The 14,534-nt window shown below is 71.8% G+C and carries 15 protein-coding genes; 6 read left to right on the top strand and 9 right to left on the bottom strand.

Annotation, left to right across the window (positions count from 1 at the left end):
• Positions 1 to 23: 23 nt before the first annotated feature.
• Together AUV07_RS18040 and AUV07_RS18035 are read left to right on the top strand one after the other, a co-directional pair.
• The gene (locus tag AUV07_RS18040; RefSeq protein WP_231868260.1) at positions 24 to 437 is read left to right on the top strand and encodes an alcohol dehydrogenase catalytic domain-containing protein; all 414 of its coding nucleotides are present in this window, start codon (positions 24 to 26) and stop codon (positions 435 to 437) included.
• Positions 434 to 967, top strand: coding sequence for a zinc-binding dehydrogenase (locus AUV07_RS18035; RefSeq protein WP_231868259.1), 534 nt, complete (start codon positions 434 to 436; stop codon positions 965 to 967). The genes AUV07_RS18040 and AUV07_RS18035 overlap by 4 nt, the downstream gene beginning before the upstream one ends.
• A gap of 57 nt (positions 968 to 1,024) precedes the next feature.
• On the opposite strand, the gene AUV07_RS12095 is transcribed toward AUV07_RS18035, so the two are convergent.
• Entirely contained in the window at positions 1,025 to 1,591 is a 567-nt protein-coding gene (locus AUV07_RS12095) for a hypothetical protein (protein WP_146008238.1), read from the bottom strand.
• Between the two features lie 124 nt (positions 1,592 to 1,715).
• Between AUV07_RS12095 and AUV07_RS12090 the strand changes: the two genes are divergently transcribed.
• Together AUV07_RS12090 and AUV07_RS12085 are read left to right on the top strand one after the other, a co-directional pair.
• Positions 1,716 to 2,309: an RNA polymerase sigma factor gene (locus tag AUV07_RS12090; RefSeq protein ID WP_231868258.1), complete on the top strand. Its 594-nt coding sequence runs from the start codon at positions 1,716 to 1,718 to the stop codon at positions 2,307 to 2,309.
• The gene (locus AUV07_RS12085; RefSeq protein ID WP_062636450.1) at positions 2,275 to 3,417 is read left to right on the top strand and encodes a CU044_5270 family protein; all 1,143 of its coding nucleotides are present in this window, start codon (positions 2,275 to 2,277) and stop codon (positions 3,415 to 3,417) included. The genes AUV07_RS12090 and AUV07_RS12085 overlap by 35 nt, the downstream gene beginning before the upstream one ends.
• Before the next feature lie 38 nt (positions 3,418 to 3,455).
• Here AUV07_RS12085 and AUV07_RS12080 read toward each other — a convergent pair whose 3' ends face one another.
• From AUV07_RS12080 to AUV07_RS12045, 8 genes are all read right to left on the bottom strand, one after another.
• On the bottom strand, positions 3,456 to 4,064 hold the full coding sequence (locus tag AUV07_RS12080; protein ID WP_062636448.1) for an alkylhydroperoxidase domain protein: 609 nt from the start codon (positions 4,062 to 4,064) through the stop codon (positions 3,456 to 3,458).
• Entirely contained in the window at positions 4,061 to 4,690 is a 630-nt protein-coding gene (locus AUV07_RS12075) for a CMD domain protein (RefSeq protein WP_062636446.1), read from the bottom strand. The genes AUV07_RS12080 and AUV07_RS12075 overlap by 4 nt, the downstream gene beginning before the upstream one ends.
• Complete coding sequence (locus tag AUV07_RS12070) at positions 4,687 to 5,754, bottom strand: putative FMN-dependent luciferase-like monooxygenase (protein ID WP_062636444.1); 1,068 nt, start codon at positions 5,752 to 5,754, stop codon at positions 4,687 to 4,689. The genes AUV07_RS12075 and AUV07_RS12070 overlap by 4 nt, the downstream gene beginning before the upstream one ends.
• Complete coding sequence (locus AUV07_RS12065; protein WP_062636438.1) at positions 5,751 to 7,397, bottom strand: dipeptide ABC transporter ATP-binding protein; 1,647 nt, start codon at positions 7,395 to 7,397, stop codon at positions 5,751 to 5,753. Before AUV07_RS12065 ends, AUV07_RS12070 begins: the two co-directional genes overlap by 4 nt.
• Complete coding sequence (locus AUV07_RS12060) at positions 7,394 to 8,287, bottom strand: ABC transporter permease (RefSeq protein WP_062636434.1); 894 nt, start codon at positions 8,285 to 8,287, stop codon at positions 7,394 to 7,396. The genes AUV07_RS12065 and AUV07_RS12060 overlap by 4 nt, the downstream gene beginning before the upstream one ends.
• Positions 8,284 to 9,264, bottom strand: a complete 981-nt coding sequence (locus tag AUV07_RS12055; RefSeq protein WP_062636426.1) for an ABC transporter permease — start codon at positions 9,262 to 9,264, stop codon at positions 8,284 to 8,286. Before AUV07_RS12055 ends, AUV07_RS12060 begins: the two co-directional genes overlap by 4 nt.
• 16 nt (positions 9,265 to 9,280) lie before the next feature.
• The gene (locus tag AUV07_RS12050) at positions 9,281 to 10,915 is read right to left on the bottom strand and encodes a TIGR04028 family ABC transporter substrate-binding protein (protein ID WP_062636425.1); all 1,635 of its coding nucleotides are present in this window, start codon (positions 10,913 to 10,915) and stop codon (positions 9,281 to 9,283) included.
• A 131-nt stretch (positions 10,916 to 11,046) separates the two neighbouring features.
• Positions 11,047 to 12,441 (bottom strand): NtaA/DmoA family FMN-dependent monooxygenase, encoded by a 1,395-nt coding sequence (locus AUV07_RS12045; RefSeq protein WP_062636424.1) that lies wholly within the window; start codon positions 12,439 to 12,441, stop codon positions 11,047 to 11,049.
• A gap of 103 nt (positions 12,442 to 12,544) precedes the next feature.
• Here AUV07_RS12045 and AUV07_RS12040 point away from each other — a divergent pair, with 103 nt between their 5' ends.
• Together AUV07_RS12040 and AUV07_RS12035 are read left to right on the top strand one after the other, a co-directional pair.
• A complete protein-coding gene (locus AUV07_RS12040; protein ID WP_062636884.1) occupies positions 12,545 to 13,540 on the top strand; it encodes a Gfo/Idh/MocA family protein in 996 nt (331 codons plus the stop codon).
• Positions 13,533 to 14,513, top strand: coding sequence for an NYN domain-containing protein (locus AUV07_RS12035; RefSeq protein ID WP_062636423.1), 981 nt, complete (start codon positions 13,533 to 13,535; stop codon positions 14,511 to 14,513). The genes AUV07_RS12040 and AUV07_RS12035 overlap by 8 nt, the downstream gene beginning before the upstream one ends.
• Positions 14,514 to 14,534: the final 21 nt, after the last annotated feature.

Below are 14,534 nucleotides of genomic sequence, written 5' to 3'. Positions count from 1 at the left end.
CCTCCGCCGGGTAGCCTGAGGGAATGGCCCGCGCGATCGTCTACACCGAGTTCGGATCCCCCGCCGTCCTGCACCTCATGGAGGTGCCGGACCCTGTGCCCGTCCGCGGCGAGGCGCTCGTGCGCATCGAGGCGGCCGGCGCCAACCCCATCGACGCGAAGCTCCGCAGCGGCAAGCGTCCCTCTGCGCCGATCACCGAGCCGCGTCCGGTCGGGTTCGACGGCGCCGGGGTGATCGAGGTGCTGGGCGAGGGCGTGGACGGGTTCGAGGTCGGCGACCGCGTCGCGATCCGTGACACGCTCGGCACGTACGCCTCCGCCCTCGCGGTCGAGGCCGACAAGCTCGTGAAGCTCCCGGACGCCGTCACCGCGGCCGAGGGGCAGCGATCGGCATCCCCGCCGGCACCGCCTATCAGTCCCTCCGCTCGCTCGGCGTGACGGCCGAGGACGTGCTTCTCGTCCACGCGGGTTCGGGTGCGGTCGGCCAGGCCGCCGTGCAGTTCGCGGTCGCCGGGGGCGCGACGGTGATCGCCACCGCGAGCCCCGCCCGGCACGACCAGCTCCGTGAGCTCGGCGCGATCCCCGTGGCCTACGGCGACGGCCTGCTCCACCGCGTCCGCGCGGCGGCCCCCTCCCCCGTGACCGTCGTCCTGGACTGCGCGGGCACTGACGAGGCGATCGAGACCTCCCTCGCCCTGGTTGCCGACCGCGACCGCATCGCGACCATCGTCCGCGGTCCCGACGCGGCCGACTTCGGCATCCGGGCGTTCTCCGGCGGCTCCCCCGAGCCGCTCACGCCGCAGGAGCTGGCGTGGCGCGCCGAAGCGCTGCAGAAGACGGTCGACCTGCTGGCGGCCGGCGACTTCACGATCGAGCTCGGCCCGGAGCTGCCTCTCGCCGAGGCGGCGCGCGCCCATGATCTCATGGAGACCGGCGCCGCCTCGGGGAAGATCATCCTCGTCCCCTGAGGGATCAGGGTGGCACCGGAGCGGAGGTGCTGCCGCGACAGGCTCCGATCCGATCGCCTATCCTCCGGGGCAGTCGCACTCACTGCCGCTGTAGCACTGGCACACCGAGTCAGGGTAGTCGGCCTTGGTGGCGGTGATTCTGACGTCGAGTTCTTCGAGCGGGACGACGTCCTCGATGCCGTCCAGCTCCGGGATACTCGGGCAGTCCGCGGGGCCGGTCTCCACGATCTCTTCGCCTCGCGGAAAGGTCAGGGTGAAGCACACCGCCCCTTGGCGCTGCTCGTACCACCAGCCACCGCCCGTCTGCGCGCCACCGAATGCGAGGAGTGTCAGGGTGGTGCTGTCGCCCCTCTTGTCGAGGGCGAGGAGCTTGAGGGGGTTGCCGTCGAGCTCGTCGGTTCCGTCCCGGAGGTCGGAGGCGAGGGAGAGTTCGGCGATCGTCACTTCCGGGTCCGTGACGATCGTGCCGCGGTGCTCCCACATGCTGTCCTGCGCCTCTTCGATGGAATCCGCGAGGCTCAGCCGCACGAGGTTCTCGATGCTCGGCGCGCACCCGACGAGCATGGCGGCCGCAGCGACGAAGCCAGCGACAGGGAGGCTTCGGCGCCGCAGACGGCTTGTCATGATGCGACGGTAGCGCATCCGGCGACGACCTCCGTGCAGGTGACCACGCCGCCGACGACGCACCCTCGGAGCGTTCACTGCGATATTGGTGTGAACCGAAACAGCGGAATCGAGCAATACGGACGTGAGCCCCGATAACGAGGTGATTGAACGCTCGATCCACGAGCCCGCTGTCTTTCAGGCGTTGTACGAGCGCCATTCGACGTCGGTGTATCGCTACGCCGCCCAGCGTTTGGGTGACCATGCGGCGGATGACGTGATGTCCGAGACGTTTCTTGTGGCCTTCGACCGACGTGCGGCGTACGACGTCACCGTGCAGAGCGCGAGACCGTGGCTGCTCGGGATCGCAACGCGGCTCATGCGCAAGCATGCCCGTGTGGAGGCGACCGCGTGGAAGGGGATGTCAGCGGACCTCGCCGCTCAGGTCGCCCCGGACTTCATCGAGCAAGCGGGAGCGCGCATCGACGCGGAGCGGCTCACCCACCGGTTGACGAAAGCTCTTCGACGTCTGCCGGCTGCGGACCGAGACACGCTGCTGCTCTATGCGTGGGCAGATCTCGACTATTCGGCGATCGCTCAGGCGATGCAGGTGCCGGTCGGCACCGTGCGCTCACGACTCAACCGGGCGCGACGGAAGCTTCGTCGCGCAGCCGCCCTCACCTCGATCGAACAGGAGACGGATCATGGACGAGCTGACGCTGCTCCGCAGCACGCGTGACGGTTCCCGCGCACCGAGCGCCGCGGCGCTGACGCGCGGACGGGCCGCTCTCGCCGAACGTATCGACGGGGAGACGCCTGTGGCGCTTTTCTCGCACCTGGGGGAGAACACGAGGTTTCGTCCTGCGCCGACACGTCGACGCACATTCGCGTGGGCTGGATTCTCCATGCTGGGTGCCGCAGGTCTCGTGGCCGCGCTGGTGGCCACAGACGTTCTGGGCGTCGCCGAGTGGAATGGCGGAGCCGATCCCGCCGCGGCGAGTGCGCTCCACTCTGCAGCGCTCGCGACCATGGAGGTCAGCGACCCGGTCGTCGGACCGGGGCAGTATCTGTTCGTTCGCACCGACGGCGCTTTCGGTGCCGTCGGAACTCTCGAAGCGGATGCCGAGAAGATCAGAGCGAACAACGGAAACACGGTGCCGGAAGGCGATGTCTCCATGATCGACGGCTATCACGACGAACTGTATGTGCCCGCTGATCGTGACGACGACTGGGTGTGGATCCAGTGCGGACGATGGCCACTGCAGACGTTCGGCCCCAGGTCGGAGGCTTTCGCCCGCGAACAGGCAGCGAACTTCTCCTCGGCCGATTCGAGCGTCATCCGGCGAATCCCCGGAGGGGTCGGCCCCGACGGGCACCGCGTAGGCAGCTCTCAGACCACCACGACCAGGAGCGTCGACGACGGCGCCCTCCCGCGTGACCCGGCCGAACTCCTCAACAAGATCTACGAGCTGAACGGGACCTCCGGGCAGTCTCGCGACGGGCAGGCGCTCGAGTGGATCGCGAGCGCTCTCGAGCGAGGGACCGCGCCCGCCGAGTTCAGGGCAGCGCTGTACAAAGCGGCCGCACTGATCCCGGGGGTGACGATCACGGATCAGCAAGCGACCTTGAACGGCACCACCGGGATCGCGATCGGCCGGTTCGAACCGGCGAACGACGTCCAGTACGACATCATCATCGACCCCGATACCGGGCGGTACATCGGCGAACGCGAGGTCACACTCACCGCGTTCGCCAGCTTCCCCGCGGGGACGACGACGAGCTGGACGACCGTGACAACCTCGGTCGTCGATGCCGCGCCCACCGATATCGCAACCTGCGACAGATAGGACACGACCGAGCGCGGCCCGGAGCTGCCCCCGCGAGGTCACGCGGGGGCGACGGGGCGGCCGAGCGAGAGCATCAGCCGGTTCGCCCAGTTGAAGAAGGCGGCGCCGTGCACGACGTCCGCGATCTCGAGGTCGTCCAGTCCGGCCGCGCGCAGGCGCGCGATGTGCGCGGGACCGAACGCGCGGGGCGTGTCGGTCAGCGCGACCGCGGCGGCGACGATCGCGTTCCAGCGCTCCCCGAGGTCCGCGTCCACGCCCTCGGCGAGGAGCGCGTCGATGTCGTCCGGCCGCTTGCCGTGGTGCGCCGCGAACCGGGAGTGCACCGACGCGCAGAAGACGCAGCCGTTGCGGCGGGAGGCGGCGGTGGCCGCGAGCTCCCGCTCCGCGCGCGGGAGCCCCTCCGCGGTGTTGTAGAAGATGTCCTTGTCGACGAGGGTGCGTGCGCGGAGCACCTCGGGGTCGCGCGCGAGCAGCCGGAAGTACTCGTTCTTCGCGCGGGCGGCGTCGACGAGGCCGTCGAGGTGTCGCGGGGTGAGATCCTCCTCCGTCAGCGGCGCGAGGTGCGGCGTCCAGCCGACCTCGGCGCGGGTGAAGGCGTCAGGATAGGGGGCGTCGTCGTGCCGGAGCACGGTGTCGGCGGCAGTCATGCGGCGTCCTCGTCGGTGTCGGTGTCGGTGTCGGTGTCGGTGAGTCCGGCGTCCTGGAGCACCCGCAGGCCGGTGACGACCCGCTGCTGGAAGGCGAGGAACGACACGAGCTGCGACAGCGTGACGATGCCGTCCGTCGACCAGCCGGCGTCGTGCAGGCGGCCGAGGTCGGCGCCTGATGCCTCGCGGGAGCGGAACACCAGCAGGTGCGTGTGCGCGAGAGCCGCCGCGAGGCGCTCCCCCAGGGCGGTCGACGCCGCCTCGTCCGGCACGTACCGCGCGCCGTCGGTGCTCTCGGCCTCCAGCCCCCGTTCGGTGTAGGCGCCGAACGGTCCGGTGGTCGCGGCTGCTTCGGCCTCTCGGGCGACGATCGCGGCGCGCTCCGGGTCGATCTCGCGGGCCTTCCCGGCGTAGAACTCGGCCGTGGGGTCGTCGGCACCGGCGAGCGCGGTCGCGAACGCCGCGATGAGCGCGCGCTCGGCGAGCGAGACGTGCTCCGCGGAGACCGGGTGGAACAGCGCGTCGAAGCTCGCCTGGAGCTGCTCCCTGGTCACGGGGCGGCGACGACGCAGCGCATCCAGCTCCGGCGTCACCCCCGTCAGCTGGTCGACGATGTCGGCGGTCATGCGTTCTCCTTCACGGTGGGGGTGTTCTCGGCAGTGCGGGTGCTCTCGGGATCCGGCGGGGTCAGCGCGTAGCCGAGGGCCGGTGCGACCTCGGTCGCGAACAGCTCGATCGAGCGCAGGACGTGGGCGTGCGGTGCGTCGACCGAGTGCACCTGGAACGCCACCTCGGTCGCGCGGTGCAGCGTGGTGTCGGCGGCGAGCGAGGCGGCGACCTCCTCGGGCGTGCCGAGATGCGTGTCGAGAGCGACGATGAGGTCGTCGAGGTCGTCTCCGGGGATGGTCTGGCCCTGCCGACGGAAGCCCTCGGCCGCGCGTCGCAACCCGACCTCGGCGAACCGGAGCGCCTCGGCGCGGTCGTCCGCCACGAACACGGTACGGGAGGCGGTGATGCGCGGGGTCGCCGCGGCGGGCAGCGCGTCGAGGTACGCGTCGATGATGGGGTCCTGCAGCGCGGACAGCGGCGCGTGCAGCCGGTCGTGGGGGCGGGGCTGCGTGCGAGACAGCAACAGTCCGTGACCGTGGACGCCCGCCCGATGACCGCCGGGGGCCGAGAACGTCGCCTGCCAGATGCGCGCGGCCAGCGACCCCGCGTCCGGATACAGCGTGTTCCCCGCGCCGATGTCCCGGCCGGCGAGAGCGTCGAGCAGGAGACTGAGCTTGCGGTCGTAGGTGGGCCCCTTGTCGCGCACGTCCTCCCCGAAGGGCGCGAAGGATGACGGGGTACCGCCGCTGCCGAGCCCGAGGTCGATCCGCCCGTCGGCGAGCAGGTCGGCCACCACGGCGTCCTCGGCCACGCGGACCGGGTCTTCGAGGGGAAGGGTGATGATCCCGGTGCCGAGGCGGATCCGCGAGGTGCGTGCCGCCGCGTGCGCGAGGAAGACGAGCGGGGAGGGCAGCCCGCCTTCCGCCGCCCGGAAGTGGTGCTGCGCCACCCACGCCCGCCCCACGCCGTGCTCCTCGGCGTGCTGGATCTGCGTCAGGGCGAGGCGGTAGCGGTCGGCCGGGGACGCGTCGTCGAGGAGCCGCGTGAAGAACGCGACGGTGGGACGAGGGGTGGTGCTCATGCGAGGATCTCCGTTCGTCCGGGGACCGCGGCCAGCAGCTCCCGGGTGTTCTCGTGCTGCGGGTCGTGGAACAGCTCTTCGGTCGGTCCGTCCTCCACCACGCGACCGCGGTGCATCACGGAGACGGTGTGGCTGATGCGGCGCACCACCGCGAGGTCGTGCGAGATGAAGAGGTAGGTGAGTCCGAGCTCGGCCTGGAGCGCGGAGAGCAGTTCGAGGACGCGCGCCTGCACCGTCACGTCGAGCGCCGACACCGCCTCGTCGAGCACGAGGATCTCCGGGTCGACGGCGAGCGCCCGCGCGATCGCGACCCGCTGGCGCTGCCCGCCGGACAGCTCGCTCGGGGTGCGGCGGGCCGCATCCGCCGGCAGCGCCACGCGTTCGAGCAGCGCGACCGCCCGATCCCGACGATCGGAGCGGGTCCCGATGCGGAAGTTGTGCAGCGGCTCGGCCACGATGTCGGCGATCTGCTGCCGTGGGTCGAGGGAGGCGAACGGGTTCTGGTACACCAGCTGGATCCGCCGACGCAGCGCACGCAGTCGCGCCCCCTCGACGGCCGTCGCGTCCTCCCCCACGAGCTCCACGGTCCCGGCGTCCGGACGGAGGAAGCGCGTGACCAGGCGCGCGGTCGTGGACTTGCCCGATCCGGACTCGCCGACCAGCGCATGGGTCGTCCCGCGCCGCACCCGGAAGGAGACGTCATCGACCGCCCGGAAGCGTTCGCGTCCCGAGACCCGGAACTCCTTCACGAGGCCCGCGGCCACGATCTCCCACGGCTTCTCGGCGGCCACCGCCGCGGCATCCCGGAGGAACGGCGGCGCGTCCGGACGTCGGAAGCCGGTCGTGAAGGCCGGCGCGTCGGCGAGCAGCTGCCGCGTGTACGGGTCTTCCGGCTCCGCGAGCACCTGCGCGCTCAATCCCTGCTCCACGATCCGGCCGTCCTTCAGCACCGCGATCCGCGCCGCCCGGTCCGCGGCGACGCCGAGGTCGTGCGTCACGAGCAGGATGCTCGTGCCGTCCTCGCGCTGCAGCTCGTCCAGCAGGTCCAGCACGCGGCGCTGCACCGTGGCGTCGAGGGCGCTGGTGGGCTCGTCCGCGATGAGCAGCCGAGGGCGGAGGGCGATCGCGGCCGCGATGAGGACCCGCTGCCGCATGCCGCCGGAGAGCTCGTGCGGATACTGTCGGGCGCGCAGATCGGGGTCGTCCAGCCCGACGCGGTCGAGCAGCTCGAGCACGCGGGCGTTCCGGGAACGCCGGTCGCGATGCCCGTGCAGGCGCAGCACCTCGGCGACCTGCACGCCGACGGGGCGCACCGGGTCGAGCGACGTCGTCGGATCCTGCGGCACCAGCCCGATCTCCGAACCGCGGATGCCGCGGAACGCCCGATCCGACCATCCGGAGATGTCGAGGTCGCCGAGCCGGACGCGGCCGCCCTCGACCCGTCCGCCCTCCGGCAGCAGGCCGAGGAGGGCGTGCGCCGTGGTGGACTTGCCGGAGCCCGACTCGCCGACTAGGGCGAGCGTCTCCCCCTCGGCGATGGCGAACGAGAGGCCGTGCACGACCTCGCGGCCGGCGTACGAGACCCGCAGGTCCGACGCCGTGAGGACGGGTGTGGCTCCTGACGGAGGGGTCGCCAGTGTCATCGGGTGCTCCTTCCGAGCCGGTGGCTGATGCGGTTGGCGCTGAGCACGACGGCGACCACCACGAGGCCGGGCAGCGCCGTGAGCCACCAGGCGGTCGCGATGTAGTTGCGTCCCTCGGCGATCAGCAGCCCCCACTCGGGGGTGGGCGGCGGAGCGCCGTAGCCGAGGAAGCCGAGGGTGGAGATGGCGAGGATGGCCGTGCCGAACTGCAAGGCGGCGAGCGCGACGATCGGGGTGAGGGCGTTCGGGAGCACATGCCGGCGCAGCACGGAGAAGAAAGTGCCGCCGCTGCCGAAGGCCGCCTCGACGTACTCGGTGCGCCGCACCCGCGCCACCTCGGCGCGCATGAGCCGGGCGAAGGCGGCGACGCTGCCGAGTCCCACGGCGATCGCCGCGTTGACGGTGCCGAAGCCGAGCAGGATGATGACGGAGAGCGACAGCAGCAGCCCCGGGATGGCCAGCAGCACGTCGACGATCCGCATCAGCACGTCGTCCACGACGCCGCCGGTCGCGCCGGCGACGGCTCCGAGAAGCGTGCCGAGCGCGAGGCCGACCGTCACCGCGATGAGCGCACCCGACAGCGAGTGCACCGCGCCGTGGACGACCCGGCCGAACAGGTCGCGGCCGAGCGCGTCGGTCCCGAACCAGTGCGCGGCGCTCGGCGGCAGGAGCTTGTCGGCGGGTACGCCGGTCAGCGGGTCGCCCGGCGCGAAGACACCGGGGATCACCGCCCACAGCACCGCCACGGCGACGACCGCGAACGCCAGATACAGCCCCCAGGCGCGCGACCGCCGTCGCGGACGGGAGGCCGAGACGGGAGCCGGGGCGAACGGCGCGGGCGGGGCACCGGGCTTCTCGACGGTGGTCTCCGCGATCACGGGAGCGGTCATGCGGGTACCTCCTGGGCGGCGGGACGGACGGGGCGGGACCGGGCGGCGCGCGCCGATCGCCGCTGCCGCGGATCGATCAGGGGCGTGACCAGGTCGACGGCGAAGCTGATCACCACGAACCCCAGGGCCGACAGCAGCACCACTCCCTGCAACACCGGGATGTCCTGATTCGCGACCGCCTGCTCCGTGAGGCGTCCGATGCCGGTGCGGCCGAAGACCGTCTCGGTGACCACCGCTCCTCCGACGAGCTCTCCGAACAGCACCCCCGCGATGGTGAGCGTCGGGACGGCGGCGTTGCGCGCGACCGAGCGCGCAAGCACCCACGCCGGCGGCGCGCCCTTCGCCCGCACCACCGTCACGAACGGCTGCGCCTGCACCCGGTCGATCGACCGGACCAGCACCTGCGCGAGGGGCGCCGAGATCGGCACGGCGAGCGTGAGGACGGGGAGGATCAGGCCGCTAACGGGGTCGGCGCCCACGATCGGCACCCAGCCGAGTCCGAACGAGAACACCTGGATGAGGAGGATGCCGAGCCAGAACACCGGCACCGCGACGAACAGTCCCGGCACCTGCCGCAGGCCGTCCCGCAGCCACGCGAAGGGGGCGAGCGCGGAGAGCGCCGCGATCAGCACCGCGAGCACGACAGCGACCAGGAGTCCGAGCGCCGCGAGCAGCAGCGTGGCGGGCAGCGCCTCGGCCAGCATCGTCCGCACCGGGGTGCCGTACTGGGTCGAGTAGCCGAAGTCACCCGCCAGGAAGCCGAGACCCGCGTGCAGGTACTGCTCCCCCCACGGCACGTCGGCGCCGTAGGTCGCGCGGATGTCGTCGAGCTGCTCCGGCGAGAGCCCCAGGCTCGGGTCGGAGAACTTGATGAGGATGGCGTCTCCCGGCAGCAGCTGCAGCAGGAAGAACGTGGCCGTGAAGGCCGCGATCAGCACGATCGCGGCCTGCCCGGCCCGTCGGAGGACGAAGGTCATGGGGTCACCGTGATCCTCAGTGCTCCGCGAGCCACACGCCGGAGAACGTGGGCCGGCCGACCGACTCGAACGCGACGCCGTGCACGTACGTGGCCGCACCGTAGACCTGCGGCTCCTCGAAGAGCGGGATCACGTACGCCTGCTCCGCGATGTAGTCCTGCACGGCCTGTGAGGCGGCCACCCGCTTCTCGGCGTCCGGCTCGGAGGCGACGGCGAGCAGCAGCTCGTCGAGCGTCGCGTCCTGAGAGATGAGCACGTCGCGGTTCTTCGTGAAGTACTGGCTCTTGATCACGTCGAGGTCCGCACGGCCGACCATCGAGTGGTAGAAGCCCGTCTTCAGCGGATCACGGGTGTCCTCCGCGTAGCTGCCCGCATCGCCGGGCTTGACGGTGAGCTCCACACCGACAGCCGCGAGCTGCTGCGCCACGAGCTCCAGGGTCTGCTTCGACAGGGGCTGCGGCTTGGCCTCGTAGACCGTGATGGACAGCCGCTCGCCGTCCTTCTCCCTGATGCCGTCGGCGCCGGGCTCCCAGCCCGCCTCGTCGAGCAGCGCCTCCGCCTTCTCCGGATCGTGGGCGTAGTGCGCGGACTCGTCCTTGTATCCCGCGGCCTGCGAGGACAGCACCGACGTGGCTACCGGGTAGTTCTCGGTGAACAGGGTGTCGACGACCTCCTGCGCGTCGACTGCGGCGATGATCGCTTGGCGCACGCGGATGTCGGACAGCAGCGGGTTCTCCGGGCGGAGGGCGATCGAGTTGTTCACGCCGCGGGTCTGCGGGGCGTACAGCGTGAATCCGGCGCCCTCGACGCGGTCCTCGTCGAACGCCTGGACGTAGCGGACGTAGTCGGCCTGGCCCGCGAGCAGCGACCCGATGCGGACGGAGTCCTCGGGGGTGACCAGCACGTGCACGGCGTCGAGGTACGGACGGCCGCCGTTCTCGGCGCTGTCCGGGCCCCAGGCGTAGTCGTCGCGGGCGGTGAGGGTGTACTCGGTACCGAGCTTCTCGTCCGTGACGATGAAGGGGCCGGAGCCGATGATGTTCTCCGCGTTGCCCGCGCCGAAGTCCTCGATCGTGCCGTCCAGGGTCTCCGGAGACAGCAGTCCCGAGTTGATGGTCGACGTCGCCTGCAGGAATCCGGGCGACGGCGCGCTGAAGCGGAACGTCACGGTGTCCTCGTCGACCACCTCGCTGCCGGCGTAGTTGTTGATGGCCTCGGAGACGGTGAGCCCGCGCTCGGCGTCGCCCAGACCGTAGGTGTCGAAGTTCTTCGCCACGGCGGCGGCGTCCACGGGCGTGCCGTCCGAGAACGTCACGTCCGGGTTGAGGTCGAAGGTGTACTCCGTGGCGTCGTCGTTCACGGTCCACTCCGCGGCGATCCAGGGCTCGATCTCGAGCGTCTCCGGGTTCTGCCAGGTGAGCCGGGCGGCGATGTTGTTGACGATGCCGCCGTTCGGGTAGAAGCCGGCCTGCGGCGGATACAGGTTCGTGTAGGCCTGGTGCTCGAGGTAGGTGAGCGTGCCGCCGGAGACGGGGTCCCCCGCCGTGGCCGGGGTGTTCCCCGGGGCGGGCGAGCTGGCGCAGGCGGCGAGGCTGCCGGCCAGGACGAGCGGGACCGCGACGGCGGCGGTGCGGATGAGGCGGCGGTTCATGCGGAGGACTCCTCGGGTTCGGAAGGCAGGGTCTCGGGTGCGGGTGCAGTGCGGGTGGTGTTCACGGTAGGAAGCGGCGGGGTGCAGCGGCGAGGCGGCGGACTCCGGGTGTCGCGAGACGACACGCGTGGTCACGCGCCGACACGCGACGTCACACGGAGGCGGTCGCGCAGCGTCTCCGCGCGGACCCCCTGGCCGGTCTCCTCCGGGGTCCGGAGAAGACCGCGACGACGGAGCTCGGGGGCTGCGAGGCGGGTGAAGGCCTCGAACTGCCCGGGCTGGAACGCCGAGAGGACGTTGAAGCCGTCGGCGGCGCCCTCGTCGCGCCAGTGCGCGAAGTGGTCGGCGATCGTGCCGGCGTCGCCGACGACGAAGGCCGCAGGGACGGCGTGCGCGGCGACGAGATGCCGCCAGGTCGGCGCGTCCGGCGTCCCGACCCGGAGTCCGGCGATCCCCGCGAGCCGTTCGACGAGCGCGGCGCCCCGCTCCCCCAGGCGTGCGGCCTCGGCGACCGTCACCGGAGTGTCGAAGGCTGCGGCCCGCAGCGGGTCGTCGGCGGCCACCTCCAGCGCGTCGGCCAGAGCCTCCACCGTGCGGTTCGCCGGGAACCCGACGCGTTCCCGCTGCCCGCCCTCCGCGAGCGGGACGAGCTCCAGCAGCCGCCGGACGATCCGGTGGGCGGCGGCGTCGGACTCCGCGACGACGGGGAGCACCGGGGCGATGACCTTCAGCTCCTTCGGGGGGCGGCCCGCCTCCGCCGCGATCTCCCGCAGCAGCCGCCGCGTGGCCACGGCGTCGGCGAGGGTGGGGGCGGGGATGAGGGCGAGGTCGGCGGCGGTCGCCGCGAGCGCCCGCGACCGCGGCGAGGTCCCCGCGTGCACGATCGGGATGCGCCCCTGCGGCGGGCGGGCCACGTTGAGCGGGCCGGCGACCCGCACGTGTGCACCCTGGACGTCCGCGGCGCGCAGCCCCCGGGGGTCGATGAGCACGCCGCGCTCGGCATCCGCGATCCAGGCGTCCTCGTCCCAGGAGTCCCAGAGCCGGCGCAGGGCGACGACGAACTCCTCCGCCCGGTCGTAGCGCGTCTCGGTGTCGGCGTGGGCCTCACGACCGTGGTTCCCTGCGGCGCGCGGCTCGGCGCCGGTGACGAGGTTGATCCCCGCCCGGCCGTCGGTGAGGACGTCGAGGGAGGCCAGGGCCCGCGCCGTGGCGTACGGGTCGGCATAGGTGGTGTTGACCGTCGCGATGAGTCCGATCCGGGAGGTCACCCCGGCGAGGAACAGCACCGCGCTCAGCGGGTCGATGCGGGCCAGCAGGTAGGGATCACGGAACTCCAGGTCGGGCCCGGTCGCCAGCCAGTCGCCGAAGAAGAGGTAGTCCAGGCCCGCGTCCTCCCCCTCCCGCGCGATGCGGCGGAGGATGTCGGCGTCTCCCGCGGGGTCGCGGTGGGCTCCGGGGTACCGCCACCCGGAGGGGTAGGCGCCGAGGGTGCGCACCATGGCGCCGATCACGAGGGGTTCCGTCATGCCGACACGGTAGGACCGCTGCCGCCACCCGGGCCACGGGGAGGAAGCCGGAGGTCACCGGATGTCACAGACGGTCACATGCACCACCCTCTACGCTGAGAGGATGACTGGACTTCGGTGGGGAATCCTCGCGACCGGCGGCATCGCCGGCGCCTTCGCATCCGATCTGCGCACGGCCGGACTCGACCTCGTCGCGGTCGGCTCTCGTTCGCAGGAGTCGGCCGACGCCTTCGCCGCACGCTTCGACATCGCGCACGCGCATCCGTCGTACGAGGCGCTGGTCTCCGATCCCGACGTCGACATCGTCTACGTCTCCACGCCGCACCCGATGCACCACGAGAACGCCCGGCTCGCCCTGGAGCACGGCAAGCATGTGCTCGTGGAGAAGGCGTTCACCCTCAACCATGCCCAGGCCGAAGACCTCCAGCGGCTCGCCGCCGAGCGCGGGCTGCTCGTGATGGAGGCGATGTGGACGCGCTACCTGCCGCACATGGTCCGCATCCGCGAGCTCCTCGCCGACGGCGCCCTGGGTGAGATCCGCGCCGTGAGCGCCGACCACACGCAGCAGCTGCCCACCGACCCCGCCCACCGTCTGAATGCGCTCGAGCTCGGCGGCGGCGCGCTGCTCGACCTCGGCATCTACCCGATCTCCTTCATCTGGGACATCCTCGGGGCACCGACCACCATCCGCGCCGTGGGGCGTCTGGTCGAGACCGGAGCCGATTCCGAGGTCGCCACCGTCATGATCCACGAGAGCGGGGCGGTCTCCACGAGCCTCTCCTCCTCGCGCGGTGCCGGCCCCAACGCCGCGAGCATCGTCGGCACCGAGGCCCGCATCGACATCGATCGGGTCTGGTACACCCCCACCTCCTTCCGTGTCGTGCGGCCGGACGGCACCGTGCAGGAGCAGTACGTCTCGGAGGTCGAGGGCCGCGGCATGCAGTACCAGGCGCTCGCGGCCGAGCGTCTGGTCCGCGACGGTCTCCTCGAGGGCGACATCCTCCCCATCGCGGAGAGCGTCGCCATCATGGGCGCCCTCGACGAGATCCGCGCGCAGATCGGCGTCCGGTACCCCGGTGAGGAGGACGACCGTGGCTGAGACGACCGACGCCCGCGTGGCGGTGTACCTGGACTTCGACAACATCGTCATCTCCTGGTACGACCGCGTCCACGGCCGCAACTCCTACGGCAAGGATCGCCAGCGCATCACGGAGCACCCGAACGACCCCGAGGTCGCCGAGCGGCTGAACCGGGCGATGATCGAGGTCGGCGCCATCATCGACTACGCGGCGTCCTTCGGCACGCTCGTGCTAACGAGGGCGTATGCGGACTGGTCGTCGCCGGTCAACGCCGAGTACCGCTCGCAGCTCGTGGCGCGCGCGGTGGATCTCGTGCAGCTCTTCCCGGCCGCGGCGTACGCGAAGAACGGCGCGGACATCCGGCTGGCGGTCGACGCGGTCGAGGACATGTTCCGCCTGCCGGACCTGACCCACGTCGTCATCGTGGCGGGCGACAGCGACTACGTGCCGCTCGCCCAGCGCTGCAAGCGCCTCGGCCGGTACGTGATCGGCGTGGGCGTCGCCGGGTCCACGGCGAAGTCCCTCGCTGCGGCCTGCGACGAGTTCGAGTCCTACGACTCGCTCCCCGGCGTGGCGCGTCCGACGAAGGCGGCACAGCCCGCCGTCGCCCCCGCGGTCGAGGTTCCGGCGGAGCCGTCCACCCCGGCCACCGCGGACACGGGTACCGCGAAGCCCAAGACGGCATCGAAGTCGCGCGCGAAGGCCAAGAGCAAGACCACCGCCGAGGAGCCCAAGGTCGAGGAGAAGATCGACGACCAGGGCGAGGCCACACGGCTCCTGGAGCGCGCGCTGCGTCTCGGCCACGACAAGGCGGACGCCGACGAATGGCTGCACAGCTCCGCGGTCAAGACGCACATGCGCCGCATGGACCCGTCCTTCAGCGAGAAGGCCCTCGGCTACCGGTCGTTCTCCGACTTCCTCAAGTCGCGCGACGACATCGCCGAGCTCGAGGAGACTGGGCACGAGCGCCTGGTCCGCCTGCGGGAGCCCTGAGCCGGACGAGCGTCGCGGGGC

This window comes from Microbacterium sp. CH1, assembly GCF_001595495.1.
GTDB lineage: Bacteria > Actinomycetota > Actinomycetes > Actinomycetales > Microbacteriaceae > Microbacterium.
This window is presented reverse-complemented; position numbering and strand designations above follow the sequence as displayed.

What these genes read in the sequence shown, in the direction of transcription:
- AUV07_RS12050 (WP_062636425.1), bottom strand. Translation starts at nt 10,915, where the DNA reads ATGAACCGCCGCCTCATCCGCACCGCCGCCGTCGCGGTCCCGCTCGTC.
- AUV07_RS12070 (WP_062636444.1), bottom strand. Translation starts at nt 5,754, where the DNA reads ATGAGCACCACCCCTCGTCCCACCGTCGCGTTCTTCACGCGGCTCCTC.
- AUV07_RS12085 (WP_062636450.1), top strand. Translation starts at nt 2,275, where the DNA reads ATGGACGAGCTGACGCTGCTCCGCAGCACGCGTGACGGTTCCCGCGCA.
- AUV07_RS12065 (WP_062636438.1), bottom strand. Translation starts at nt 7,397, where the DNA reads ATGACACTGGCGACCCCTCCGTCAGGAGCCACACCCGTCCTCACGGCG.
- AUV07_RS12060 (WP_062636434.1), bottom strand. Translation starts at nt 8,287, where the DNA reads ATGACCGCTCCCGTGATCGCGGAGACCACCGTCGAGAAGCCCGGTGCC.
- AUV07_RS12045 (WP_062636424.1), bottom strand. Translation starts at nt 12,441, where the DNA reads ATGACGGAACCCCTCGTGATCGGCGCCATGGTGCGCACCCTCGGCGCC.
- AUV07_RS12055 (WP_062636426.1), bottom strand. Translation starts at nt 9,264, where the DNA reads ATGACCTTCGTCCTCCGACGGGCCGGGCAGGCCGCGATCGTGCTGATC.
- AUV07_RS12040 (WP_062636884.1), top strand. Translation starts at nt 12,545, where the DNA reads ATGACTGGACTTCGGTGGGGAATCCTCGCGACCGGCGGCATCGCCGGC.
- AUV07_RS18040 (WP_231868260.1), top strand. Translation starts at nt 24, where the DNA reads ATGGCCCGCGCGATCGTCTACACCGAGTTCGGATCCCCCGCCGTCCTG.
- AUV07_RS12095 (WP_146008238.1), bottom strand. Translation starts at nt 1,591, where the DNA reads ATGACAAGCCGTCTGCGGCGCCGAAGCCTCCCTGTCGCTGGCTTCGTC.
- AUV07_RS12075 (WP_062636446.1), bottom strand. Translation starts at nt 4,690, where the DNA reads ATGACCGCCGACATCGTCGACCAGCTGACGGGGGTGACGCCGGAGCTG.
- AUV07_RS12080 (WP_062636448.1), bottom strand. Translation starts at nt 4,064, where the DNA reads ATGACTGCCGCCGACACCGTGCTCCGGCACGACGACGCCCCCTATCCT.